This window comes from Rhodoglobus vestalii, from assembly GCF_006788895.1.
Lineage (GTDB): Bacteria > Actinomycetota > Actinomycetes > Actinomycetales > Microbacteriaceae > Rhodoglobus > Rhodoglobus vestalii.
The window spans coordinates 1,312,743-1,336,377 of sequence record NZ_VFRA01000001.1 but is presented as its reverse complement, the minus strand read 5'-3'; the positions used below and the strand labels follow the sequence as shown (position 1 = coordinate 1,336,377).

21 protein-coding genes and 1 pseudogene are annotated in these 23,635 nt (G+C 61.8%); 12 read left to right on the top strand and 10 right to left on the bottom strand.

Annotated elements, in window-relative coordinates:
• Positions 1–193: 193 nt before the first annotated feature.
• Together FB472_RS06435 and FB472_RS06430 are read left to right on the top strand one after the other, a co-directional pair.
• Positions 194–1,549, top strand: coding sequence for a hemolysin family protein (locus tag FB472_RS06435; RefSeq protein WP_141990208.1), 1,356 nt, complete (start codon positions 194–196; stop codon positions 1,547–1,549).
• Positions 1,546–2,568, top strand: coding sequence for a CNNM domain-containing protein (locus FB472_RS06430; protein WP_141990207.1), 1,023 nt, complete (start codon positions 1,546–1,548; stop codon positions 2,566–2,568). Before FB472_RS06435 ends, FB472_RS06430 begins: the two co-directional genes overlap by 4 nt.
• Here the strand turns inward: FB472_RS06430 and FB472_RS14170 are convergent.
• Positions 2,565–3,599 (bottom strand): TM2 domain-containing protein, encoded by a 1,035-nt coding sequence (locus tag FB472_RS14170; protein WP_215730395.1) that lies wholly within the window; start codon positions 3,597–3,599, stop codon positions 2,565–2,567. The genes FB472_RS06430 and FB472_RS14170 overlap by 4 nt on opposite strands.
• Before the next feature lie 413 nt (positions 3,600–4,012).
• Here FB472_RS14170 and FB472_RS06420 point away from each other — a divergent pair.
• From FB472_RS06420 to FB472_RS06390, 7 genes and pseudogenes are all read left to right on the top strand, one after another.
• Positions 4,013–4,312 (top strand): annotated as a pseudogene (locus tag FB472_RS06420) (type I restriction enzyme endonuclease domain-containing protein); the annotation flags it as partial.
• A complete protein-coding gene (locus tag FB472_RS06415; protein ID WP_141990206.1) occupies positions 4,312–4,554 on the top strand; it encodes a type II toxin-antitoxin system HicA family toxin in 243 nt (80 codons plus the stop codon). The pseudogene FB472_RS06420 and the gene FB472_RS06415, both read left to right, overlap by 1 nt.
• A 10-nt stretch (positions 4,555–4,564) precedes the next feature.
• Positions 4,565–4,978, top strand: a complete 414-nt coding sequence (locus FB472_RS06410) for an antitoxin HicB (RefSeq protein ID WP_141990205.1) — start codon at positions 4,565–4,567, stop codon at positions 4,976–4,978.
• A 33-nt stretch (positions 4,979–5,011) separates the two neighbouring features.
• On the top strand, positions 5,012–5,284 hold the full coding sequence (locus tag FB472_RS06405; RefSeq protein ID WP_141990204.1) for a HigA family addiction module antitoxin: 273 nt from the start codon (positions 5,012–5,014) through the stop codon (positions 5,282–5,284).
• Between the two features lie 191 nt (positions 5,285–5,475).
• Positions 5,476–6,009, top strand: coding sequence for a type IV toxin-antitoxin system AbiEi family antitoxin domain-containing protein (locus FB472_RS06400; protein WP_141990203.1), 534 nt, complete (start codon positions 5,476–5,478; stop codon positions 6,007–6,009).
• A 102-nt stretch (positions 6,010–6,111) separates the two neighbouring features.
• A complete protein-coding gene (locus FB472_RS06395; RefSeq protein WP_141990202.1) occupies positions 6,112–6,300 on the top strand; it encodes a hypothetical protein in 189 nt (62 codons plus the stop codon).
• A gap of 9 nt (positions 6,301–6,309) precedes the next feature.
• Positions 6,310–7,413, top strand: coding sequence for an acyl-CoA dehydrogenase family protein (locus tag FB472_RS06390; RefSeq protein WP_141990201.1), 1,104 nt, complete (start codon positions 6,310–6,312; stop codon positions 7,411–7,413).
• Between the two features lie 18 nt (positions 7,414–7,431).
• Here the strand turns inward: FB472_RS06390 and cydC are convergent, their stop codons facing one another.
• From cydC to FB472_RS06375, 3 genes are read right to left on the bottom strand one after another with little or no spacing between them, the layout of a single operon-like run.
• Positions 7,432–10,797, bottom strand: coding sequence for a thiol reductant ABC exporter subunit CydC (gene cydC, locus FB472_RS06385; protein WP_246078113.1), 3,366 nt, complete (start codon positions 10,795–10,797; stop codon positions 7,432–7,434).
• 9 nt (positions 10,798–10,806) lie between these two features.
• Positions 10,807–11,862 (bottom strand): cytochrome d ubiquinol oxidase subunit II, encoded by a 1,056-nt coding sequence (gene cydB / locus FB472_RS06380; protein ID WP_141990200.1) that lies wholly within the window; start codon positions 11,860–11,862, stop codon positions 10,807–10,809.
• 18 nt (positions 11,863–11,880) lie between these two features.
• Positions 11,881–13,527: a cytochrome ubiquinol oxidase subunit I gene (locus tag FB472_RS06375; protein WP_141990199.1), complete on the bottom strand. Its 1,647-nt coding sequence runs from the start codon at positions 13,525–13,527 to the stop codon at positions 11,881–11,883.
• A gap of 88 nt (positions 13,528–13,615) precedes the next feature.
• Here FB472_RS06375 and FB472_RS06370 point away from each other — a divergent pair, with 88 nt between their 5' ends.
• Positions 13,616–13,978, top strand: coding sequence for a BlaI/MecI/CopY family transcriptional regulator (locus FB472_RS06370; protein ID WP_141990198.1), 363 nt, complete (start codon positions 13,616–13,618; stop codon positions 13,976–13,978).
• A 2-nt stretch (positions 13,979–13,980) separates the two neighbouring features.
• Positions 13,981–14,817: a M56 family metallopeptidase gene (locus FB472_RS06365; RefSeq protein ID WP_141990197.1), complete on the top strand. Its 837-nt coding sequence runs from the start codon at positions 13,981–13,983 to the stop codon at positions 14,815–14,817.
• Between the two features lie 104 nt (positions 14,818–14,921).
• Here the strand turns inward: FB472_RS06365 and FB472_RS06360 are convergent, their stop codons facing one another.
• From FB472_RS06360 to FB472_RS06350, 3 genes are all read right to left on the bottom strand, one after another.
• Positions 14,922–16,169: an MFS transporter gene (locus FB472_RS06360; protein ID WP_246078112.1), complete on the bottom strand. Its 1,248-nt coding sequence runs from the start codon at positions 16,167–16,169 to the stop codon at positions 14,922–14,924.
• 66 nt (positions 16,170–16,235) lie between these two features.
• On the bottom strand, positions 16,236–17,468 hold the full coding sequence (locus FB472_RS06355; RefSeq protein ID WP_141990196.1) for an alpha-hydroxy acid oxidase: 1,233 nt from the start codon (positions 17,466–17,468) through the stop codon (positions 16,236–16,238).
• A 9-nt stretch (positions 17,469–17,477) separates the two neighbouring features.
• On the bottom strand, positions 17,478–18,110 hold the full coding sequence (locus tag FB472_RS06350) for a GntR family transcriptional regulator (RefSeq protein ID WP_141990195.1): 633 nt from the start codon (positions 18,108–18,110) through the stop codon (positions 17,478–17,480).
• Between the two features lie 119 nt (positions 18,111–18,229).
• Here FB472_RS06350 and FB472_RS06345 point away from each other — a divergent pair, with 119 nt between their 5' ends.
• On the top strand, positions 18,230–19,222 hold the full coding sequence (locus tag FB472_RS06345) for a Gfo/Idh/MocA family protein (protein WP_141990194.1): 993 nt from the start codon (positions 18,230–18,232) through the stop codon (positions 19,220–19,222).
• A 17-nt stretch (positions 19,223–19,239) separates the two neighbouring features.
• Here the strand turns inward: FB472_RS06345 and FB472_RS06340 are convergent, their stop codons facing one another.
• The 3 genes from FB472_RS06340 to FB472_RS06330 all read right to left on the bottom strand — a co-directional run bounded on the left by FB472_RS06340 (position 19,240) and on the right by FB472_RS06330 (position 23,507).
• Positions 19,240–20,634, bottom strand: coding sequence for a rhamnulokinase (locus FB472_RS06340; protein ID WP_141990193.1), 1,395 nt, complete (start codon positions 20,632–20,634; stop codon positions 19,240–19,242).
• Positions 20,631–22,667, bottom strand: a complete 2,037-nt coding sequence (locus FB472_RS06335; protein ID WP_141990192.1) for a bifunctional aldolase/short-chain dehydrogenase — start codon at positions 22,665–22,667, stop codon at positions 20,631–20,633. Before FB472_RS06335 ends, FB472_RS06340 begins: the two co-directional genes overlap by 4 nt.
• Before the next feature lie 78 nt (positions 22,668–22,745).
• Positions 22,746–23,507 carry a DeoR/GlpR family DNA-binding transcription regulator gene (locus FB472_RS06330; RefSeq protein WP_141990191.1) on the bottom strand — a complete coding sequence of 254 codons (762 nt, stop codon included), beginning with the start codon at positions 23,505–23,507 and terminating at the stop codon, positions 22,746–22,748.
• Positions 23,508–23,635 lie beyond the last annotated feature (128 nt).

The window sequence follows — 23,635 nt, the reverse complement described above, 5'->3', positions numbered from 1 at the left end:
CTCGCGCATACCCGCAAGTATCGGCGACTTCCCAGCCCACACCGGCGCACTTATCGCTACGATAAAACTTCACCCATTTCGGAGGCGTCGACTAACTAAGTGCACACCCTGACTGATTCGTCATCCAACGACGAATCCAGCCATAATCCAATCAGTACCTTGAGAACCACATTGCGAGTGTGGTGATCGCTCGATGATTACTGCACTTCTCGTTCTTCTGCTGGGTCTCGCGCTCACGGCTGCCATCATCGCCACAAATGGCTATTTTGTCGCCCAAGAGTTCGCCTACATGTCGGTGGATCGCGCCAAGCTGCGTTCTCGCGCCGAAACGGGGGATGTGGCGGCTCGGCGAGCGCTTGCGGTCACCCGCCGCACTTCATTCATGCTCTCAGGCGCACAGCTGGGTATTACTGTTACCGGTCTGCTCGTGGGGTTTGTGGCTGAGCCTTTCATTGGCGAATCCATTGGCATACTGCTGGGTGGTGCTGGGGTGCCGACCGCCATTGGCATCACGATCGGCATTGTCGGCGCTCTTCTGTTGGCGACGGTGGTGCAGATGATCTTCGGCGAGCTTTACCCGAAGAATCTTGCTCTCGCCAGCCCCGAGCCGCTTTCGCGTCGCTTGTCCCGCTCAACGCTCATCTATCTGACGGTCTTTGGCTGGCTCATCCGATTCTTCGATGCCTCCTCCAATGCGGTGCTTCGGCTTCTGCGGGTCACGCCCGTGCACGATGTTGATTCGAGTGCGACTTCGGAGGATCTCGAACACATTATTGAGGATTCCCGGGTCAGTGGCGATCTCCCCGAGGAGCTTTCGGTGCTTCTTGGTCGCATTCTCGATTTTCCTGATCGTGACGTTGAGCATGCGATGATCCCGCGCGTGCGCGTTGATGCGGTGAGGCCTGACACCACGGTGGATGAGGTGCGCGTTCTCATGGCGAGTTCTCACACTCGCTACCCGGTGCTCAGTGAGCGCGATGAGCTTGTGGGTGTCGTGCATATGGCCGATGTGCTCGGTGCCGCAACTAATGATCGGCGCCCGGTGAGCACCATTATGCGCGAACCGCTGGTGTTGCCGACGCTCATGCGGCTGACGGATGCTCTGGAGAATCTGTTGCAGACTCGCAATGAGCTTGCCTGTGTGATTGATGAGTATGGGGGATTCGCGGGGGTGGTCACGATTGAAGACCTTGCTGAAGAACTTGTCGGCGAGATTGCCGACGAGCATGACCCGCACGATGTTGCGGGCGCTGAGATGGATGCCCAGGGGGCCTGGGTTATCGATGGTGATGTGCACATTGATGAAGTGGAGCGGGTTACCGGCCGCGACGTTCCCCGTGGCGACTACGAAACCATTGCGGGTCTGGTGATCGCGACCGCGGGCAGGCTTCCTGCGGTTGGCGAGGTCATTCTGGTGGAGCTTCCCGTTGTGGGCTCCGATGTTGTCGAAGAGGTGCAGTTGGCGCGCACCCTCGAGATTGAGATTGTGGAAATTGAGCGGCATGTGCCCCGCACTGTTCGGGTGACCCTTGAAGAGGTGGGTCGATGAGCGCCGGGCTTGTCATTCTTGTCACTGTTGCTCTTATCGGGCTGAGTGCTTTTTTTGTGGTGATTGAGTTTGCTCTGTTGGGCGCGCGGCGCCATCGGATCGAGGCGGCTGCGCCGGAGAGTGCGTCGGCGCGTGCTGCTCTTCGCGGGATGAATGAGCTGACGATCATGCTGGCCGGTGCACAGTTGGGCATCACAGCGTGCACGTTTGCGCTGGGTGCGATCACGAAGCCGTTCGTCGATGGCTGGCTTGGTCCGCTCTTTGCGTCGTGGGGTGCCCCCGAGTGGCTTGCGGGTGGTGCTGCGTTCGCGCTTTCGCTGCTGCTGGTGACGTTCCTGCATCTGGTGGTTGGCGAGATGGTTCCCAAGTCGTGGGCAATCGCGCATCCGGAGCTCGCGGCAACGATCATCGGTATTCCTGCCCGCGCCTTTATTTGGCCATTCCGACCTTTCTTGAGGTGGATCAATAGCATCGCGAATGCTCTGGTTCTTCGCAGTGGGGTGCAACCGGTTGAGAAGGCTGCGGTGGGGGGCCGCGATGCGGAAACTATTCGCCACTTGGTGGAGTACTCCACGCAGGCGGGCGTCTTTGAGCCGGCGTTGCGCACCCAAATTTCTGAGGTAATTGCCCTTCAGTCGCTCACTGCTGGTGGCATGGTGGCTTCGGATGGGGCGCCCACCTCAGTGTCGGTCGGCGCGACGGTTGCTGAGGTGCGGTCGATCGCCGAACGGTCTGGTCACTTGCGTATTCTGCTGATGGATGCTGCGGGAACGGTGTCGTCGGTGGTGCACGTGCGTGACACCCTGTTGGCTCCGGATGATGAGCTGGCTGCGTCGTTTGCTCGCCCCGCATTTAGGGTTTCTGAGTCGGCACCGGTCTATGAGGTGTTGCGTCAGATGCGGGAGCGTCGGGTGCAGTTGGCTGTGGTGGAGCTCGCCGATTCGTTGGTGGGGGTGCTGACGCTGATGGATGTGGTGAAGCGGGTTCTGCCCGGCGGCCAGTCCAGCATCCGAGCCTAAAAAGTTTGTTGGAGGGTCCAGTTGCCGTCGGCGGTGACGCTGACGACGGAGGGCCCAGAACTGAGTGGCACCGTTCCGGTGTAGGCACCGAGTTCGTTGATGAGGAGGCCGAACGAGCCCGTGTGGGTGGTCTTTTCGACTACTGAGAAGATGCTTCTGCCGTCGTGGGTTGCGCTCAGTGTCGCGGTTTCGCCGGTGTACAGGTAGACGGCGTCGCCTGTTCCGGTTGCACCGAGCGCGGGCGCGGCGGAGAGGGGCGCGATGGTGATGCGCCAGTTGCCATTAGCGGTGACTTGGAGGGTGGTGGCGTCGCCGAGGGGGCTGAAGCCGAAGACGGTGGTGCCGGTGTAGGTGCCGACGGTGTTGACCAGGAGGTCACCGGTGGAGGAGTGGTTGGTGTCGACTGGGCTGAGCGCAAAATTGCCACCGCCGTCATGGGTTGCGGTGACGATTCCGGCTCTTGCGCCTTCGGGGAGGGCGATGAGGCTATCGCCGGTACCTTTTTCGGTGACGGTGTCGAAGGCGCCGAAGATGTCATCCGCCCAGCTTCGTGTGGGGTCTGTCTCGGTGGAGGTTTCGTCGGTGATGGGTGCACTGCTGTTGGGCATCAGGGCGAGTTGGCTGGCCGCTGTGTTGGCGATGGTGCTCGCGATGGTGCCGGCGTTGATGACCCCGGCGGTGAGAGAGAGGGCGACAAGAATTCCGGTGACAATCACGGCGAGTGTTTTGTTCTGTTCGTAGCCGGCGAGACGGTAACCCAGTTTGTCTTTTTGTGCTCCGGTGAGCACGAGGATGAGGTCGATTAGGGTCCAGATTCCGAGGCCACCGAGGGTGATGAGTTTCAGTATGCCGGTGCTGACTTTGCCCAGATAGAACCGATCAATTGCGAGGGTTCCGAGCAGCAGTGAGAGCAGCCACGTGGTGCGAAACTTTTTGGCTGATTCGCGACCGCGGTCACGATCGCGACGGCGGGTTGCTGTGGGGGTGGGGGAGGAAGAACTTTCTACGGGAATTTTCGCATGGTTGGCCATGAGGGGTCCTTGATGGGTGAATGCAAGGGCGAGTGCGTACTCGGCGAGATATTGCTAGTTCGGGGGACTGCAAGGTGGGTTATAGCGGGTGATGCTTGGGGTGTTGGCGCTAGCTCGGGTGTTGCCATGATTCGGGTGTCGCCGTGATTCGGGTGTTGCCGTGTTTCGGGTGTTTCGGGTAAAACGGTAATTCGGGTGTAAATGAGTGTTACACATTTGAGCGATTTTTGTAATGGGGGGTGCCGGCTCATACGTGCGGGGCGGTGCCGTTGTGGCCCGCCCCGCACTGCCTTCTCGCGCTGTCGGGTTACTCGGCGAGCCTGCATCCCGAGATCTGGCTCTATTGAGAAGGGCGCGTCATGCTCACCAAAGAATCAACCAAAGCCACCCGCAACAACGTGGTGAGCCAGCGGGCCTTCTACGACGCCGTCACCCAAAACGAATCCGCCGTCGACCTGCAAGGTGGAGGCAAACTCGCCGACATTGCACGGGGTCTCGTACAAGTGATGCGTCGTGATGTGCGAACCGACTGGACCGTGCGCGACGACGTGCGCGCCAAACTGCGCTCCTCCATCAAACGGCTCCTCGTGCTCAACGGGTACCCGCCAGACAAGCAGCCCGAAGCCATCAAGTTGGTCATGGAACAGATGGAGTCGATGGCGCCGCGGTACGCGGTAGAGCGTGAGTCCACCATTTCGTCTAGTGGGGCTTGATGGAAAAATCAAGTGGGGCTAGACCAAGCTTACGCGAGAAGCCGCAGAAGTACCGAGATGTCATCAAGGTAGTGGAGGCAAATGGCTGGGTCTTCCTTCGGGGCGCAAAGGGTAGCCACGAAATGTGGGGACTGCCCGACGCGTCAGTAAGAGAATCGATACCGCGCCACGGGGAAGTGAGCGCGGGAGTCGTTGGGCAACTGATGAAAAAGCTGCCGGAGACCCCGCAAAACTGGCGATAGGGGAACAACCATGGCGAACCGAAAGACATACGACGTCACTGCTCGCAAAGATGGCCGCTGGTGGTTCGTGCAAGTGCCCGAACTCGATACCGTGGGCCAGGCGCGCAGTGCGACTGAGATCGAGGAAGTCGCTCGAGAGGTAATTGGGCTTTGGCTGGACGCTAAGCCCGATTCGTTCGATGTTGCTCTCGATGTCGAGATACCGGGCGAAGCTCGCGTTTCGTGGGAACGAGCGAAAGTACTTGAGGCGGCAGCCCGCAAAGAAAGTGCGGAAGCGGCTGCCTACGCAAGACGAGCCGTTGCAAGCCTTCGCGCAGAAGGCCTCACCTACAAAGACGCCGGAATCGTGCTGGGGCTTTCGCCCCAACGTGTGCAACAACTGAGCAAGGCCGAGAACGCCGACGCGCTGCAGAAGAGCGCCTAGCGCCGAGCGTTGACTAAGAAAGGGTCAAGAACAATGAGCATGCATAACCCTCCCCACCCCGGCCTGTTGCTGGAGGATTACCTCGGCGACATCAGTCTCGCCGAAGTCGCTCGACGACTTAGCGTTACGCGGGCGACTCTGTCGCGCATCCGCAACGGTCATGCATCAGTCACAGCGGACATGGCTGTGCGCCTCGGAATCTTGCTCGGCACCAGCGCAGAGCTATGGCTCGGCATGCAGACCAGCTACGACCTGTGGAACGAGCGCCAGAAACCACAGCCCAACGTTGTGCCGATAGCGAGTTGACCTCGTGGTCGCCGCTCGTACTCTTGGAGCGGCACCCAAGAATCTGGCAGTGAGTGTGACTTCGCTTCCGTCGGAATTGTAAATCACGAGGTTGTTCCGGTTCGCGTGGTAGCGAGAACCGATCTGAACCCTGCTCGCTCAGGTATGTCAAAACTATACCAATTTTGGTATAGTTTTGGAACGGAGGAACCATGACTTTGCGAACAGAACTCTGGCCAATCGCCACGACACAGTACGGATTCGTCACCACTCAGGATGTGCGAGAGCTGGGTTTCTCGGCAGTGGAACTAGCCAAGCTTGCATCACGGGCGAGGCTGGAACGCGTCTCGCACGGGCTCTATCGGTTTCCGGAGCTCCCTCAAACTGAGCGCGACGACTACATGCGCGCAGTGCTGGCAACCGGGGCGCCTGACGCGATCCTTTCCCACGACACTGCGCTGCTCGCGCACGACCTCTGCGACATTAACCCTGAGGTTATCCACGTCAATGTCGGAAAGCATCGTGTCCGTAGAAGCATCACTGGTGTGCAGCTGCATAGCGATCACATTTCGCCAGGGGAACGAACCCGGTGGGAAGGGATTCCTGTCGTCACGGTGTTCACGGCGATCGAGCAAGGCATCGCGACAAAGGTGCCACGGCATCTTCTGCGTCAGGCAATTGAAGCGGCGCGCGCGCGCGGGCAGCTAACAGCCGCAGAACTGAGCGAGTTGGAGACCAACCTGTGACCGGCGCCTTCCACGGCCTACCTCCACGTGAGGCGCCACCCAAGAACACAGCAGCTCTCAACTCGTTTGTCAACACGGCCGCAAAGAAGACCGATCAGGCATTTGATCGTCTCGGCCGAGATGCTCGGGCTCAAGCCGCGCGCATGGCCGCCGGAACTCATCTCGTGGCAAAGTTGGGCAAAGGCGTGGCAAAAACCTGCGGATCAAGCAGGAGTCAGCATCGGTCTTGCCGAAGCGCTGGCAACACTCAACGAGTGGGTCGGAGAGATAGCGCGCAGCCCGGCACAGTAGCGTTGACCCATGACGGTTCTCACCCCTGCACTGCTTGACCGCATCCGTTCGCGCGCCGCACGCTACGACCGCGAGAACATCTTCTTCACCGAAGACCTGCAAGAGTTGCGTGCCGTCGGCTACCTGAAACCGCGCAGCCTGCGCGAACTCTCCGACGACCAACGACTACTCGCCGCCTACGCCCCCGCCACCGCCCTCGGCATCAACATGCACCTCGTCTGGATCGGCGTTGCCTGGGCACTCCACGAACGTGGCGACACCAGCCTCGACTGGCTACTCGCCGATGCCGAAGCCGGAAAAGTGTTCGCCCTCGGCCTCAGCGAACCCGGCAACGACCTCGTCATGTGGGACTCCCTCACCACCGCCGAAACCGTCGAAGGCGGTTACACCTTCACCGGCACGAAAGTCTCCACCTCACTGTCGCCAGCGTGGACCCAACTCGGAACCTTCGGCAAACACACCGCCGAAGACGGCACCGAAACCCTCGTCCACGGTTTCATCTCACGAGACAGCCCCGGATGGCGCTCCCTCAACGACTGGGACACCCTCGGAATGCGGGCCAGCCAAAGCCACACCACCGTGCTCGACGGCGCCTTCGTGCCCGCCAACCGCGTTGTCCGGGTGCTCCCGGTTGGCCCCAACGCTGACCCCTTCATCTTCGCAATCTTCGCCAACTTCTTGTCACTCATCGCCTCCGTCTATGCGGGAATCGCCGATCGTGCCCTCCAACTCGGCGTCGAAGCACTGCAGCAGCGCAGCTCAGCCATGACCGGAGACCAGTACTCCGAGAACCCTGACCTGCGGTGGCGCATGGCCGACGCCGCCCTCGCCCTCGACGCCCTCGAACCCCAAATCCACAGTGTTGTCAATGACGTAGATGGGCTCGTCGATCACGGCATGGGATGGTTCCGCAAACTCACCGGCCTCAAACAGCGCAGCGTTGAAACCTCCCGCCACGTCGTCGAACAGGTCATGCGCTCGGCCGGGGCCGGCGCGTTCCGCAACACCAGCGAACTCGCCCGGTTGCAGCGCGACGTGCTCGCCGGCATCTATCACCCGTCGAACCCAGAGTCAGTGCATCGCACCGTCGCGAACGACCTCTTCGGCGGTTAGGCCGCTAACCCAGCAGGGCTAAAGAACGCCAACCGACTCGCGCACACCCAACCGCACACTCACATCGAAGTCGCGGCGCTCATCCGCATGGTGACTTACCAGCACCACAATTTTGTCGGCCAAAGCAACCCGCAAATCGGCGACAAGTTGCTCAGCACTTGCCGCATCCAAATGAGCAGTGGGCTCATCCAGCAGCACCACATCGGCACGGGTCAGCAGAGTGCGAGCCACCGCGAGACGTTGCCGCTCCCCACCCGACAGGCTCTCACCAGCAGACCCGACCCGCGTATCCAACCCCCGGTCGAGCGAATCGAACAACGGGCCAAGACCCACCTGACGCAGAACCGCAACCAGTTCCTGCTCGGACGGCTGATCATCATGCGCTCGACCCAACAGCAGGTTCGCCCGAATCGTCGAATCGAACAGGTGCGACTCCTGCGGGCACCACGTCACAGCACGGCGCAACTGCTCCGGCGAGAGCTCACGGGCATCCACCCCACCGAGACTCCACGAACCAGCGGCAGCCGGAAGGTACCCCAGCAGCGCCGCCAACAGCGTCGACTTGCCGGCCCCCGACGGCCCCTCAACCACGAGCCACTCGCCACGTTCGACCCGAGCCGAAACGTCAGAGAACGCCAGAGTGGGGCTCGAAGGCCAGCGGATGCCCAGCCCACGAAGTTCAAGAACAGTGGCGTCAGCCAGTGGCCGGTCTGCGCTCGCGGCTCCACCACCGCCAGCTCCGTCAGCCCCCGCGGCCCCGTCAGCCCCCGCAGTGACCCCGCGCACCTTTGCCAGTGCGGCACTCAACGCCGGCCACTGTTGCACGGAGTCGACGAACGCAATCAACGAGTCAACAAGCCCGATCGGGATCAGCACGAGCACGGCAACGACGGCAATCGGCAACGTGCCGGCAACGACGGCGGGTGCGGCAATGGGCAGCATGGCAACGGCGGTCACGGAGCAGGCGAGCACGACAACGGCGTTGCCGATTCCGAGAGCGCGGGCGCTGCGGCGGGAGAGCGCTCCGGCTTCCGCATCGATGCGATCGAGGCGGCCGAGCATGCGCCCACCGACGCCGTTGGCGCGCAGATCGCTGGCCGCCCCCGTCATGGCAGCAAAGGCTCGCACCACCCGGGATTGAACTTCGGCGATACCGTGGGCGGCCGAGCGGTCCACCCAGACAGCGATAACCGGTGCTGCGATCAACCCCACCGCGAGGCCCCACAACAGCACGGGAACCGCCGGAGCATGCAGCAACCCGACCGCGATGAGCGCGGCAAGCGACGTGCCGACCGCAACCGCCGGCGGCAGCACGACGCGCGGAACAAGATCCCGCACCCGGTCAGACGCGGCAACCAAATAGTCGAGCGCAACACCACCGTTGGCGAGAGCCCGCGAGCCGAGAGCCCGAGCACCGAGACCATTCCAGAGAGCGACCCGCAGCTCGATGACCGACCGCAGCACCGCACTGTGGGTGGCGAGGCGCTCAGCGTAGCGCAGGGCTGCACGGCCGATCCCAAAAAAGCGCACCCCCACAATGGCAACCAACAGATACATGATCGGGGGATGCTCGCTGGCCCGCACAATCAGCCACCCCGAAATGGCGGTCAGGGAGAGAGCGAAAAGGCTCGCCCCAACACCAAGAGCGATCGCTCCGAGGAGAGTCGGCAGTGCTGGACGCACAAACTTGAGCAGGCTGGCGAGAGTCGCACCAGATGAGCGGGGCGCGGCAACCGCATCATCATCCAACTCCTGAGATGTGGCAAGCGGGTCAACACGCGACTCCACCGCACGCGTGCCACCGGATGTTCCCACCGCAATGACCTGATCGGCGAGAGCAGCAATGCCCGCCTCGTGCGACGCGACGAGAACGGTCACGGGCCCACCCCGGAGCTCCGCAATGGCGGCCTCCACCCGGGCCGCGGATGCCGGATCCAAGTGAGCGGTCGGCTCATCCAGCAGCAACAGGGTTGCTCCCGCGTCGACGCGCAACAGCCCGCGCGCAACCGCGATACGGCGCAACTCGCCGGGGCTCACCTGACGCGGATCGGAGTTAGCAACGCCGGACAGGCCAAGATCAACCAGCACAGAACTGATTGCCTGATCGTTATCGCTGTAGAGACGCAGTTCATCCAGCACAGTGTCGGCGACGGTGTGTGGATGCTGCGGAACCCACGCCACCCGGGCAGGATCAACGCCCCACACGCTGCCGCCGCGGGGCTCGCGATTGCCGGCGAGCACCTCAAGAACACTGGATTTTCCGCTGCCGCTTGGCCCATCCAAAGCCGTGATGGTGCCGGGGGTGGCGGTGAAACTGAGCCCCTCGACCGCGGGGAGCGCTCGGCCCTCATACACAATTGTGAGGTCAACGACACGAAAATTGCCGTCGAGTTGCCGGTGTTCGTGGGCCCGCGGGGCATCAATGATGGTGCGCGCGCGGCGCAGGGCGGTGAGACCATTTTCTGAAGAGTGGAAGGCGGCACCCAGCTCACGGAAGGGCGCAAAACATTCGGGGGCGAGCACGAGAGCGATGAGGCCAACGGTGAGCGAGAGTTGATCATCCACCAGCCTCACACCCACAAAAACGGCAACAACCGCGACCGAAATTGTGGCAATGAGTTCAAGCACGAGCGCCGACAGGAAGGCGGTGCGCAGCGTCGCCATGGTGGTCGTACGGTTCTCGACAGAGATTGCACGCAAAGCCTTCGACTGTTCCCCCACCCGACCGAGGCCAACCAACACGGGAAGACCGCGCGCCAACTCAACGAGGTGATCAGAAAGACGTTCGAGACTTGCGCTGGCCGCTTCGGCACGCTCGCGCGTGTGGCCACCCACCAAAACCATGAACACGGGAACCAGCGGCACCGTCAACACAATGATGAGCGCGCTCACCCAGTCCACCGAAAGGATGCGGGCACCAATCAGCAGCGGAATCGTCGCCGTTGTGACAATCGACGGCAGCACCACCCGAAAATAGTTGTCGAGCTCATCGAGGCCCACCGTGGCAATAGCTGTGCTCGCACCGACGCGCGAATCGGAACCCGTGAGAACACGCTGGGCAAGCTCGTGGCGCAGCGACTCCTTAGCGCCGAGTGCCGCGCGGGCGGCGAAACTCTCTGTCGCCCAAGCGGTGACTGCGCGCAGAACCCCGGATACCGCCCCCAGGCCGATCGCGAATTGCCATGCTGCGGCATCCGTTTCAATAACGCCGACGACACCGCGAGCAATGGCCTCCGCCATGAGCACGAGCGCGAGCCCCTTGAGTGCCGCGAGCACACCCAATCCGAACAGTGTGTGCACACCGCCGGGACCAAAACCGGCGGCGAGCCGTTCGCGGAGTTTCGCCTTCATGACCTCCGCAGTGCGTTCTGTTGTGCGCTCCACGCTGCGACTCTAGCGGGGTGAAGAAGACGGCGCTACAGCCGACGCTACAGCCGGGGTCACAATGTGCGCTTCCGGGATGTGGTGCTCGCTCAGGCGCTTGCGGAACACCCAGTAGGTGTACCCCTGATAGAGGAAGACGAGCGGCAAGCCGAACGCGGTGACGACGCTCATTACCATCAGAGTATATTCGCCGCTGGCAGCGTTCGAGATGGTGAGATCGAACGCCGAATCGAGCGTCGACGGAAGCACAATCGGATACACCGCAGCAAAAATGGATGACGCACCCGCCAACAAGAATGCGGCAATCCCGATGAATGCGAAGCCTTCACGCCCGGATCGCGCACTCATCCAGGCGAACACCACCGCAATCACAGCCAGCACAACGAGCCCCCACGTGACGGGGGTGCCGTTCTGAAACTGCACGGCGAGAACCCAGCCGACGATGGGGAGTAGGGCCACTGGGCTCCAGCGCACGAGGAAGGTGCGGGCGCGCATCCGCACCTCGCCGTCTGTTTTGAGGCCGAGGAATGCAGAAGCGTGCACGAGTGAGAACCCCACAACGGCAAGGCCGCCCAAGACTGCGTAGGGCGTGAACCACGCGAAAGCGCCGCCGACACGGTCACCGTTCTCGTTGATCGGAAGGCCGGTAGTTGTCAGGGCGAGTGCCGCACCGATACCGAAAGCAGAACCCAGCGAGCCGAGGCCAAGAGCACGATCCCACCACATGCGCCAGCGTTCGGTGGAACCCTTGCCGCGGTATTCGATGGCAACCGCACGGAAGATTAGGCTCACGAGCACGATTGTCAGCGGGATATAGAGCGCCGAAAATAGCGACGCATACCACATGGGGAATGCAGCGAACGTGGCGGCTCCGGCCGTGATCAGCCAGACTTCGTTGCCATCCCAAATGGGGCCGATGGAATTGAGCATAAGCCGGCGCTGCTTGTCACTGCGGGTGCTGAAGAGCAGCAGCATCCCGACCCCAAGATCGAAACCCTCAAGGAGGAGGTAGCCGATCCACAGAGCGGCGATCGCGATGAACCAGATTGTGGGAAGAAGTTCCATGAGTGGGTGCCCGGCTCTCTAGTAGGCGAACGCGAGAACGTCGTCGCGTCGATCTGGCCTGTTGGGGTTGTCAGGGTTGTTGGGGTTGTTGGGGTCGCCACCGTCGCCACCGTCGCTGTGGCCGTCGTCGTGGCCGTGGCCGTCGCCGTCGGGATGCACCAGCTCAGGCATCGCCGACGCCACGCCACCGCGCACATACCGAACCAGCAGCTTGATCTCGAAGACCAACAGGAATGCGTACACGAGCGCAAGGGAAACAAGCGAGAAGATGATCTCTTCACCACTGACACCGGGGGAGACAGCGGCCGCGGTGAACATAAACACGCCGTCAACGCCACTGGGGTTGGGGTTCGGCACAACGACGAAGGGCTGGCGGCCCATCTCGGTGAAGACCCAGCCGGCGATATTGGCGCCGAAGGGAGCAGCGATGCTGAGCAGGGCTGTTCCCATCAGCAACTTCGAACGCGGCACGGTGCCCTTGCGAACGATCCACAGCGTCAGTGCGGCGAATGCGGCCGCGAGCATTCCGAAACCGATCATGAGACGGAAACCCCAGTAGGTGACCTCCATGATGGGCAGATAGTTGATCTCCATGCCCGCACGCTCGCCGTACAGCGGGTCATCGGGAAGGTTCGTGCCGTACAGCTCTTGGTACTCCGGAATGAGCGTGTTGACACCCTTGATTTCGGTATCAAAATCTCCGTGAGCGAGGAACGACAGAATTCCGGGGATCTCAATGATCCCCACAACGTCGTCACAGTTCTGCGAACCCAGATTGCCGATTGACAGCACCGAGAAGCTCGTACCGTCTTGGCAGGCCGCCTCGGCCGCCGCCATCTTGAGAGGCTGCTGATCAAACATCAGCTTCGCCTGCACATCACCCGTGATGGCAACGCCACCGAATCCGACCATGGCAACAACAGCAGCAATGCGGATGCTCGTCAGCCACACCGAGTGATCGGCGCGATCGCGGCCAGCAATGCTGGCATTCTCGCCGACGACGACACGGCCCGCGGCATCCACAGAGTCGATTCCGTCACGACGGCGCTGCCAGAGCTGGTACCACGAGATGCCAACGACGAAGCCGGCACCGACCGCGAGTGCCCCCATGATGGTGTGTGAGTAGGCGGCGAGGGCGGTGTTGTTGGTGAGTACGGCCCAGATGTCGTTCATGACGGGGCGACCATCGACCAGTTCAACACCAACAGGGTGCTGCATCCAGGAGTTGGCGACGATGATGAAGAAGGCGGAGACCACGGAACCGGCAACGGCAATCCAGAGGGTCGCGAGGTGAATCTTCTTCGGCAAGCGGTCCCAGCCGAAGATCCAGAGGCCGAGGAAGACGGATTCAAAGAAGAACGCGAGGAGGCCTTCCATGGCGAGCGGTGCGCCGAAGACGTCACCGACGAAACGGGAGTATTCGCTCCACGCCATGCCGAACTGGAACTCCTGCACGAGGCCAGTGGCGACACCCATGATGAAGTTGATGAGGTACAACTTGCCCCAGAACTTGGTCATGCGTAGCCACTTCTCGTCGCCGGTGCGCACCCACTGGGTTTGCATGAGGGCTAAGACCGGGCCGAGGCCGAGAGTGAGCGGAACCATGATGAAGTGGTAGACGGTGGTAATACCGAACTGCCATCTGGCGATTTCTAGGGGATCCACTGCGTGCCTTCCACTGCAATTTCTACGTCTTGTAGAAGTAGTCTGGCACAGTTGTGCAGCCAATTTCTACTTAAGGTAGAATTGAGGCATGAACTTGTCGGGGGGGCTGGAGCGCAGCGTGATGGATGTGCTGTGGGCAGGCGGTGAAAGCCTGTCGGCGTACGACATTCAGGCCAAACTTGCTGAACCCCAAGACTCGGGGCGCGAATTCGCGGCAACCACCATTCTCACCGTGCTGTCTCGGCTCGAAAGCAAGAACTTTGTTGTGCGTGAGCGCGAGACTCGCCCTCACCTGTACCGTGCGGCCGAGCGTCGCGAGGCGCATATGGCCGACCTCATGCACGAAGTGTTGGGGCGAGTGGATGACCGGGCCGCGGTTCTCGAACGATTCGTCGGGCAAGTATCAAACGAAGAGGCTGAAACCCTCCGCCGTATTCTCGCCGGACGCTAGTCGTGTTTGTTGCTGCCGTAGCCCTCGGCCTTGTCGCGGTGCTGCTGGCGTGGCCTGTGCCCGCACTGCTTCCCGGGGCTGCGTGGGCCTACCGCCGCCCGACCCTCGGGCTGCTCGTCTGGCAGCTCGTTGCCCTCGTGGGCGGCACCAGCATGATCGGCTCACTAGTGCTGTTCGGTGCGGCAACGTTCGCCACTGATCTACCGGATGCCGCAAATGGCATATGGATGTTCGTCACCAATAATGAATTGCCCGCAGGCTCCTCCGTGTGGTCGCTGCTCGCCCTCTCCGGCGCACTCTTTCTTACCGTGCACCTCCTGCTGAATCTTCTGGTCACCGTCATTTATGCCGAGCGGGACCGCCAGCGGCACGCTCAGCTCATCAGTCTCTTGAGCGAACCGATGAGCGATCGCCCCGGCACCCGCCTCATTGACAGCCCCGCGCCGGTGGCCTACTGCCTGCCGGGTGCCCTCAAATCGATCACCGTATTGACCGCCGGGTTGATCGAGTTGCTCGACGAGAACGAACTGCGCGCGGTCATCGAGCACGAGCGCGCGCACGTGCGATTGCGGCACGATGTCGTGCTCATTCTCTTCACCGCGTGGAAGGCATCGCTGCCGTGGCTGCCCACCGCACGCAACGCTTCGAGGGAGGTCGCCCTGCTGCTCGAAATGCACGCCGACGACACCGCCCTCAAGACGGCGGACCGCACAAGTCTCGCCCGGGCAATCCTCGTGGTTGCCGAGGGTGGCTCGACACCCTCCCACCGAAAGATCACCGCCCAGCATCACGAATCGACACCTCAAGAACTGCGGGCACGCATCCTGCGACTCGCCTAAGTTTGCGAAGGCCGCCAGCCGCCAGCCAGCATCAGAGCCGCGCTCTGGCTGAGCCCGAAGAGCGGAAGGGCCATCCACGCCGCGACGGGTGCCGCTCGCAGCCGCTATCGGTCGACGCGCGGCCCGCGCGGCCCGCGCAGGAAAGCGAGCGGAAGCGTCAGGAGGGAGATGCCCGCGGCCACGAGCACCGCAGTCGGGAAGGAGAGCCCGGCGGCCAGGGTGCCGATAAGAACTGAGCCGACGGCGGTTCCCAGGTCGAAGCCGATATTCCAGACGGCGCTCGCAGTGCCGTACTGCTCTCGTCGCACTGCGGCAAGTGAAAGCAGGAGTGTCAGGTTCTGTAGTCCGCCGTAGGCGATACCCACGAGAGTCAACCCGGCAAGAAAGAGGAGCACGCCGGTGTCATCCGGATTCTGAACGGCCAGAGCGGTGAGCACGAGCCCGAACACGGAGATCACGACCAGCGGCCACAGGAATGGTTTCGCACCATGCCGGTCAGCTAGCCCCCCGATACCCCATCGGGTAACCGCAGCGCTGAGAGTGAGCAGGGCGAGCCCACCGGCAGTCGCCGCGGGAACGGAGCTCATTTGCGGGGCGAACGTGATGAGTGCACCGCCGGCGAGAGTGACCCCGGCCAACAGGAGCATGGGGCGGAGCAGGCTACCCGCCAATAATCGCAATGGTGACGCGCCGCCGCTGCTGCTGCCGCCACCGTTCGGGAGTGGTGTCGTATCCGTGGGTGGTCGAAGCGCACGATCGGCTTCCTGTTGGCGCAATATCCGGGCCAGTCGCGGTGCGGAACTGATCCCGAGAACTGGCAGGGTGCCGAGTGCAAAAACAGTCCAGAATCCGACCGACTCTGCCAGCCACGGGCCCGCCGGAATGAGAATCACCTGCGGCACGGCAATCGCCGCACCGTAGGCCCCAATCGCGGCACCGTGCTGAGCGCGCGGGACGAGATTGGCAACCACCGTCGACCCGGCCACGGTGAGGATACCGAAACCTATCCCGCGCACGGCCGAGAGAAACAGGATCCAGGTGAGGTCGTCGGAGATGAGGAACAGCAGCGGTGGCACACCGAGCAGTGCCAGGCCTGCGGCCAATACTCGGCCGGTCCCGAGCCGAATGAGCAGTCGCGGCACAAACGGTTGAGTCAAAACCGTTGCCAGCAGCAGTAAGCCGTTCACGAGTCCAGCGCCAGCCTCGTTCGCGCCGCCATTCACTGCCCACAGTGGAACAACCGGAAGCAGCGCCGAGAAGCCACCAAAGCCGGCTGCGGTCAGTACGAGCAGCGCAGGCATTCCGGGTGCACGCCACACAGGCCCAGGGGTAACGGGGGGATTCTGACTCACGTTGCTCAACACTATGCCAACTCGAGCAACGCACGCAGCCATCCGGAGCGTTGCGCCCTGTCGCTGTTAGCCGCGCGGAACCAACCGCTGCAGCTGTGTCACATGCTTGGGTTCGAGCTCGTCGATGCTGGTGACTTCGAGCAGTTTCATGGTGCGCACGATCTGATCAGAGAGAATCTCGATCGCGCGGTCAACACCTTCGCGACCGCCAGCCATCAGCCCATAAAGGTAGGCGCGGCCGATGAGGGTGAACTTGGCGCCGAGTGCCATGGAGGCGACGATGTCGGCACCGTGCATGATGCCGGTATCGACCATAACCTCAACGTCATTGCCGACTTCGCGCACCACACTCGGCAGCAGGTGGAATGGGATGGGTGCCCGGTCAAGTTGGCGGCCGCCGTGGTTTGAGAGCAGGATGCCATCAACACCGAGGTCAGCCAGGCGTTTGGAGTCTTCCAGGTTTTGCACACCCTTGATGACGATCTTGCCGGGCCACATGTCGCGGATGATCTGCAGGTCGTCGTAGTTAATCGACGGGTCCATGGCCGAGTCGAGGAGTTCACCAACGGTGCCGCCGGTGGTGGCGAGTGAGGCGAACTCCAGCGGTGGGGTGGTGAGGAAGTCGAACCACCACCACGGTCGGGGGAGCGCATTCAAGATTGTGCCGGCGGTCAACTGCGGCGGGATCGAGAAACCGTTCCGTTTGTCACGCAGGCGGGCACCAGCCACCGGGGTGTCGACGGTGAACATGAGGGTGTCGTAGCCGGCGGCGGCAGCACGCTCGACAAGACCGTACGAGATTTCACGCTGGCGCATCACATAGAGCTGAAACCAGTTGCGACCGTCAGGGTTTGTGGCTTTCACAGCTTCAATGGATGTCGTGCCCAGCGTCGAGAGCGTGAACGGAATTCCGGCTGCCGCTGCGGCACCCGCGCCAGCAATCTCGCCCTCGGTTTGCATGAGGCGGGTGAACCCGGTGGGCGCAATACCAAACGGCATCGCGGAGGTGCCGCCCAACACTTTCGTGGTGGTATCAACGTGAGAGGCGTCACGAAGAATTGATGGATGAAATTCGATGTCTTCGAAAGCTTGGCGCGCACGGCTCAGTGAGATCTCGCCTTCGGCGGAGCCATCCGTGTAATCGAATGCCGCTTTGGGGGTGCGGCGCTTGGCGATTGCTTTGAGGTCGTAGATGGTGAGCGCACTATCGAGTCGACGCTTCTTGCCGTTGAGTTCGGGTGCCTTGAACTTCATGAGCTTCGCAAGCTCAACGGGATTGGGGAATTGACGCTTGACCATAGTGTGCCTTTAGTTGGTGCGCTCGAGGTGGGTAAGGAGGCGATCGCGCGCCCCCAGGATGTGGTCGCGGGTGAGACGCTCAGCGGTGGCGGCATCCCCGGCGGTGATCGCATCGAGAATGCCCTGGTGCTGGTCGGCGACTTCGCGGGCGGTGATCAGGTGGGCTGATTGAACCTGCCCAATGCACAGCTCAATTTCTCCCATCAGCAGTTCGTGCAGCCGGGCGATGCGGGAACTGGGCTGGCCCGCCACAAGCGCACGATGAAATTGGATGTCGTGGTGCGCAAAGTCATTGGTTGCGGTGAGCGCACGGTGCGCTGCGAGCGCTTCGGCGGGGATCGCGCCGCCTTCGGCGAGTGCTGCCATGGCGGCGGCTTCGACAATTGACCGTGTGCCAAAGAGGTCGAGGACATCGTCGTAGCTGAGCACGGGAACGCGCGCTGCTCGGTGGGCTTCGCGTCGCAGTAGGCCGTCGGCGACGAGTCGATCGATCGCGATACGGGCGGTGGGGCGGGCGACGCCAAAGCGAAGGGCGACAGCGGATTCGGTGATGGCGGCACCGGGTGCGTCGTGCTGCGCGATGATGTCTGCCCTCAGCTTCTGGGCTACCGTTTCTGGGAGCACTGCTGCGTTCTCGATCACTGCCGGACCCTCCGTCGTTGGTTTATATTGTTAGACAATCTAGCAGAATGTCTAACAAAGTGAAATAGCGACCTGCTATGTTGACCAGATATGTTTTAGGGCGCAACAAAGGAGATGGCATGACGGATCGCTTAGCGTGGGGAATTCTCGGCACCGGATCGATTGCGAGTTCGCAAACCAGTGATCTCATCGAGCACGGCTTCACCGTTGCGGCCGTCGGCTCCCGCACCGTGGAGTCTGCCACCGCGTTCGCAACGAAGTATGGCATCCCGACCGCCCACGGGAGCTACGAAGAGCTCGTTGCCGACCCCAACGTTGATGCGATCTATGTCGCCTCCCCGCACCCCTTCCATGAAGAGCATGCGCTGCTCGCGGTGAATGCCGGCAAACACGTGCTCGTGGAGAAAGTGTTCACCATGAATGCCGCCCAGGCGGAGACCGTCGTTGCCCGGGCATCCGAACTGGGGCTCGTGGTGCTGGAAGCCATGTGGACCCGCTACCTGCCCCACATGGTGCGCATTCGCGAACTAGTGAAGAGCGGTGCGCTCGGAAGCATCCGCAGCGTGATCGCCGATCACAACCAGAACCTGCCCCGAGACCCGCTCCACCGAATCAACAACCCGGCCCTCGGCGGTGGGGCACTACTCGATCTTGGCATCTACCCGCTGTCCTTCGCCTATGACATCCTCGGAACGCCGACGAACGTCGTCGCTGTCGCGACCAAAACTGCTACCGGTGTTGATCGTCAGACGTCGATGATTCTGAGCTACGGCGACGAGGCCCAAGCGGTCCTGCAAACCACCCTCGACCTGCGAGGGTCGAACCGCGCTGCGATCGTCGGCAGCGAAGGCCGCATCGAGATCGACGAGACCTGGTACCAGCCGACCACGTTCACTCGTTTTGATGCAGACGGCACTATCGTCGAAGAATTTGATGGCACCGTCACCGGTCGTGGGATGCAGTTTCAGGCGGCAGAACTCGAACGTCTTGTGGCCGCCGGTGACCTCGGCAATGACATTCTGTCACCGCGCGAGAGCGTGCAGATCATGCATACGCTCGATGAGATTCGTCGACAGATCGGCCTGAGCTACCCGATGCTCGACGAGAACTAGACAGCGCCGACCTGACGCTAGCGCGAACGCGGAAGATATCGCTTCGGCGAAAAGGCGGTCGCAACGAGTGAACGCAGCGCCTCAAGCGATCCCTCGACGAAACCCTGAGCCCGCGCCTGAATCAGCACATTACCAATCGCGGTCGCCTCAACAGGCCCAGCCAGCACCGGCATCCCGCTGCGGTCGGCGATGAGTTGGCAGAGCAACTCGTTTTGCGAACCACCACCCACGATATGGATGACCGACACTGTTTTGCCTGACAGCACTGAGGCCGTTCGCACGGCATCCACGAAGGCAACGCTGAGGCTTTCGATGATGCTGCGCACAAACTCCACGTGCGATTGCGGTGCGGGGAGGTCGTGCTCGGTGCACCAAGTGGCAATGCGTTCGGGCATTCCGTCGGGGGCCATGAACCCGGGGTCATTCGCATCGAAGGTTGGCACCGTCACGGTGAGTTCGGATGCCGCAGCCAACAACTGAAGAAGGTCGACACTGGCGTCATCCTTCTGCCATTCGCGCACGCACTCGCTCAGCAGCCACAGGCCCATCACGTTGTGCAGGTAGCGCACGCGCCCGTCGACACCGCCCTCGTTGGTGAAGTTTGCGGCACGGCTCGCTTCGGTCACCACGGGCGAATTGAGTTCAACACCCACCAGGCCCCAGGTGCCACACGAAATGTAGGCAAAGTCGTCGCTGGTGGCGGGCACGGCAACGACGGCGGAGGCGGTGTCATGCGATCCGACAGCAACCACATCGGCACGGATGCCGAGCTCGTCGCGCACCCGCCCGATAGTCGTGCCCGGGACCACAAGCTCGGGGAACAGGCGGCGGGGCAATCCGAGCTTCTCGATGAGGGCGTCATCCCACTGGCCGCTCGCAACGTTGAGCAGCCCCGTGGTTGACGCGTTGGTGTGTTCGGCAACCTGGCGCCCTGTCAGCCAGTAGCTGATGAGGTCGGGCACCAGCAGAAAGCTGTCAGCGGCGGCAAGGTGTGGCTCGGCCGCAAACTGGTAGAGCGTGTTGAACGGTAAGAACTGCAGCCCATTCGACGCGTAGAGCTCCGCATGGTTGGCGATAGCATGCACCCGCTCGACCCCGGCCGCGGTGCGGTCGTCACGGTAGTGAAACGGTGGGGCGATCATCCGCCCGCCAGACATCAGCGCATAGTCAACCGCCCACGAATCGACACCGATGCTTGACAGCTGTGGTTCTTCGCGAACGGCCGCAGCCAGCCCAGCGAGCACACTCGTGTACAGAGCGTCAATATCCCAGTGCAAACCATCGTCACGCCGCACCGGACCATTCGGAAAACGCGCAACCGGGCGAACACTGAGCTCGTTATGGCTGACCTGGCCGAGCATGACCCGGCCGCTGGTGGCACCGAGGTCAATTGCCGCAACGGTGGCGTTCATCGCAGGAACGCCGCCGCAACACCGGCGTCCACCGGAATGTGCAGCCCGGTGGTGTGACTGAGGTCAGGGCCCGTGAGCACCGAAACCGCGTTGGCGACGTTCTCGGGAAGAACTTCACGCTTGAGGATAGTGCGCTGGGCGTAGAACTTGCCCAGATCTTCCTCTTCAACGCCGTACGTTTTGGCGCGGTTGGCGCCCCACCCTGCCGCAAAAATTCCGGAACCACGCACCACACCGTCAGGGTTAATGCCGTTGACCTTCACCCCGTGCTCGCCCAACTCAACCGCAAGCAGTCGCACCTGATGGGCCTGGTCAGCCTTCGTCGCCGAATACGCAATGTTGTTGGGGCCGGCGAATACCGAATTCTTCGATGAGATATAGATCACATCGCCGCCCATGGCCTGCTCGATGAGAACCGGGGCGGTGGCCTTCGAGACGAGGAATGAACCCTTGGCCATGATGTCGTGCTGGAAGTCCCAATCCTGCTCAGTGGTCTCCAGCAGTGGCTTCGAGAGCGAAACGCCCGCATTGTTCACAACAATATCGATGCCGCCAAACGCGAGCAGAGCATCCTGCACCATGCGTTCAATCGCGGCAGCATCAGTTACGTTGACCTTCAACCCGATTGCGACGTCGCTGTTGCCAATCTCGGCGGCCGCAGCCTGAGCCTTCTCGAGGTCGAGATCAGCGATGATGACGCAGGCGCCGTCCGCGGCCAGGCGAGTAGCGATTGCTTTGCCGATTCCGGATGCGGCACCGGTGACGAGGGCAATGCGCGTTGCGTGCGACTTAGGCTTCGGCATCCGCTGCAGCTTGGCTTCTTCAAGTGCCCAGTATTCGATGCGGAACTTCTCGGCGTCACTGATGGGCGCGTAGGTGGAGAGAGCTTCCGCGCCGCGCATGACGTTGATGGCGTTCACGTAGAACTCGCTGGCAACGCGCGCGGTCTGTTTGTTGGCGCCGTAGCTGAACATTCCGACGCCGGGAATGAGCACGATCAGCGGGTCAGCCCCACGAATTTCGGGGGAGTCATCGGTGGCGTGCTTGTTGTAGTACGCGGTGTAGTCCTTGCGGTATTCGTCGTGCAGTTCTTTGAGACGCTCGATGCTCTTCTCAACCGACGCGTTGGCGGGAACGTCGAGCAGCAGTGGCTTCACCTTCGTGCGCAAGAAGTGGTCGGGGCAGCTGGTGCCCAACTTGGCAAGCTTGGGCGCATTGGCGGATGCTAGAAACTCGAGCACTTCGTCGGAGTCGGTGAAGTGGCCAACCATGGGGCGGTCGTGGCTCGCGATTCCTCGGATCGTGGCGGCCAGAGCGGCAGCTTTCGTGCGACGTTCGTCTTGGGGAAGGGCCGCATTCTTGGTGACGGCACGACCGAATGGGGCTTTCTTGCCCTTGGCGGCGATGTAGTCTTCCGCAGTCTTGATGATCCAGAGACTGTTCTTCTCGGCCTCATCGCTGGTCTCGCCCCAGGCAGTGATGCCGTGGCCACCGAGAATGCAGCCGATCGCTTTCGGGTTCTTCTCCTTGATGGCCGCGATGTCGAGTCCGAGCTGGAATCCGGGGCGGCGCCAGTCAACCCACACAACCTTGTTGCCGAATGCTTTCTTGGTGAGTTTCTCGCCATCTTTCGCGGTCGCAATAGCGATTCCGGAATCTGGGTGCAGGTGGTCGACGTGGGCGGCATCCACAAGTCCGTGCATGGCGGTGTCAATGGATGGCGCAGCTCCTCCCTTGCCGTGCAACGTGTAGTCGAACGCGGCGACCATCTCATCTTCGCGCTCAACACCGGGGTAAACGTTGGTGAGCGCGCGCATACGGTCGAGGCGCAACACCGCTAAACCAGGCTCGGTGAGGGTGCCGAGGTCTCCGCCGGAGCCCTTCACCCACATCAGTTCGACCGGCTCGCCCGTGACGGGATCGGTTTCGGTGCCCTTCGCCGACGTGTTTCCGCCAGCGTAATTGGTGACGCGCGGGTCAGAACCGAGACGGTTCGAGCGGGCGATGAGTTCAGCTGCAGTGGGGTTCGTCATCCGAGTGTCCTGTATCGTCGCGTTTGTTAGTATTTGTGACATCTAACAGTAAATTACCAGCTGGTGCAAGGGGCCACACTAAAGTAGCTCAACAATCTCGCGGTAGCCGTCGAGCCGGGCGTCACGCGGATCCAATTCCGTTATGAGAAGGCTTACATCACGCAGATTGAAGCTCAACGCGATGGATCGATCATCCAATTTTGACGAATCGAGACACAGGATGGTTTCTCTCGCGGTGCTTGCAAAGGCTTGTTTTACTTGGCTTTCGGCAAGCGAAACTTCTGAACTCCCTAAAGACGCGTCGATTGCGCTCGCCGAGGAGAAGAATCGTGAGTACAACATCGACGAAGCACCTTGGCAGGCGAGAAGGCCCACGAGACTTTCCGTATTGGGTTCGGATTCGCCGCCGGTCAGGACTCCGGTTACACCGGGAAACGGGCGCATGCAGATGAAGTTCTCGAATGAGTTCGTGGCGACCGTGAGTCCATCGCGGGCTCCAAGAGTGCTCGCGATGGTGCCAGCTGTAGTTGAAGCATCGAGCCCAATTGCCCCGGACTGCGGGATTAGGGCGGCAGCCTTCGCGGCGATGATTTGCTTTGCTCGAGCGCGCACCGCCCGGCGTTCATCGAATGGGCGGGGACCGGCAATCGACACTGCCCCGCCGCGTACCCGTCGCAACAAGCCCTCAGCTTCCATGTGATCGAGGTCTCGGCGCACGGTCATGGCCGATACCGAGAGCTCTCCAGCGATGTTGTCGAGCCGAATCGCTCCATCCTGGTTCAGCCTTTCGAGCAGCATGGTTTTTCGCTGCTGTGCGCCCAGAGTGCCAATTGTGGCCATGGTGCTCCTCGGTGGTGGTGTGAGATTTCATGTTACAACCCACGTCTTCGCACGTGTTGGGCATCGCGAGGCGTCGCAATGCCGCCAATTCGTGTGTGCGTTGACACTCTCCCCTCACGGGTGGTAGG

What these genes read in the sequence shown, in the direction of transcription:
- FB472_RS06405 (WP_141990204.1), top strand. Translation starts at nt 5,012, where the DNA reads ATGAGCATGCATAACCCTCCCCACCCCGGCCTGTTGCTGGAGGATTAC.
- FB472_RS06340 (WP_141990193.1), bottom strand. Translation starts at nt 20,634, where the DNA reads ATGAACGCCACCGTTGCGGCAATTGACCTCGGTGCCACCAGCGGCCGG.
- FB472_RS06370 (WP_141990198.1), top strand. Translation starts at nt 13,616, where the DNA reads ATGAACTTGTCGGGGGGGCTGGAGCGCAGCGTGATGGATGTGCTGTGG.
- FB472_RS06410 (WP_141990205.1), top strand. Translation starts at nt 4,565, where the DNA reads ATGGCGAACCGAAAGACATACGACGTCACTGCTCGCAAAGATGGCCGC.
- FB472_RS06335 (WP_141990192.1), bottom strand. Translation starts at nt 22,667, where the DNA reads ATGACGAACCCCACTGCAGCTGAACTCATCGCCCGCTCGAACCGTCTC.
- FB472_RS06345 (WP_141990194.1), top strand. Translation starts at nt 18,230, where the DNA reads ATGACGGATCGCTTAGCGTGGGGAATTCTCGGCACCGGATCGATTGCG.
- FB472_RS06435 (WP_141990208.1), top strand. Translation starts at nt 194, where the DNA reads ATGATTACTGCACTTCTCGTTCTTCTGCTGGGTCTCGCGCTCACGGCT.
- FB472_RS06330 (WP_141990191.1), bottom strand. Translation starts at nt 23,507, where the DNA reads ATGGCCACAATTGGCACTCTGGGCGCACAGCAGCGAAAAACCATGCTG.
- FB472_RS06400 (WP_141990203.1), top strand. Translation starts at nt 5,476, where the DNA reads ATGACTTTGCGAACAGAACTCTGGCCAATCGCCACGACACAGTACGGA.
- FB472_RS14170 (WP_215730395.1), bottom strand. Translation starts at nt 3,599, where the DNA reads ATGGCCAACCATGCGAAAATTCCCGTAGAAAGTTCTTCCTCCCCCACC.
- FB472_RS06355 (WP_141990196.1), bottom strand. Translation starts at nt 17,468, where the DNA reads ATGGTCAAGCGTCAATTCCCCAATCCCGTTGAGCTTGCGAAGCTCATG.
- FB472_RS06415 (WP_141990206.1), top strand. Translation starts at nt 4,312, where the DNA reads ATGGAAAAATCAAGTGGGGCTAGACCAAGCTTACGCGAGAAGCCGCAG.
- FB472_RS06430 (WP_141990207.1), top strand. Translation starts at nt 1,546, where the DNA reads ATGAGCGCCGGGCTTGTCATTCTTGTCACTGTTGCTCTTATCGGGCTG.
- cydB (WP_141990200.1), bottom strand. Translation starts at nt 11,862, where the DNA reads ATGGAACTTCTTCCCACAATCTGGTTCATCGCGATCGCCGCTCTGTGG.
- FB472_RS06390 (WP_141990201.1), top strand. Translation starts at nt 6,310, where the DNA reads ATGACGGTTCTCACCCCTGCACTGCTTGACCGCATCCGTTCGCGCGCC.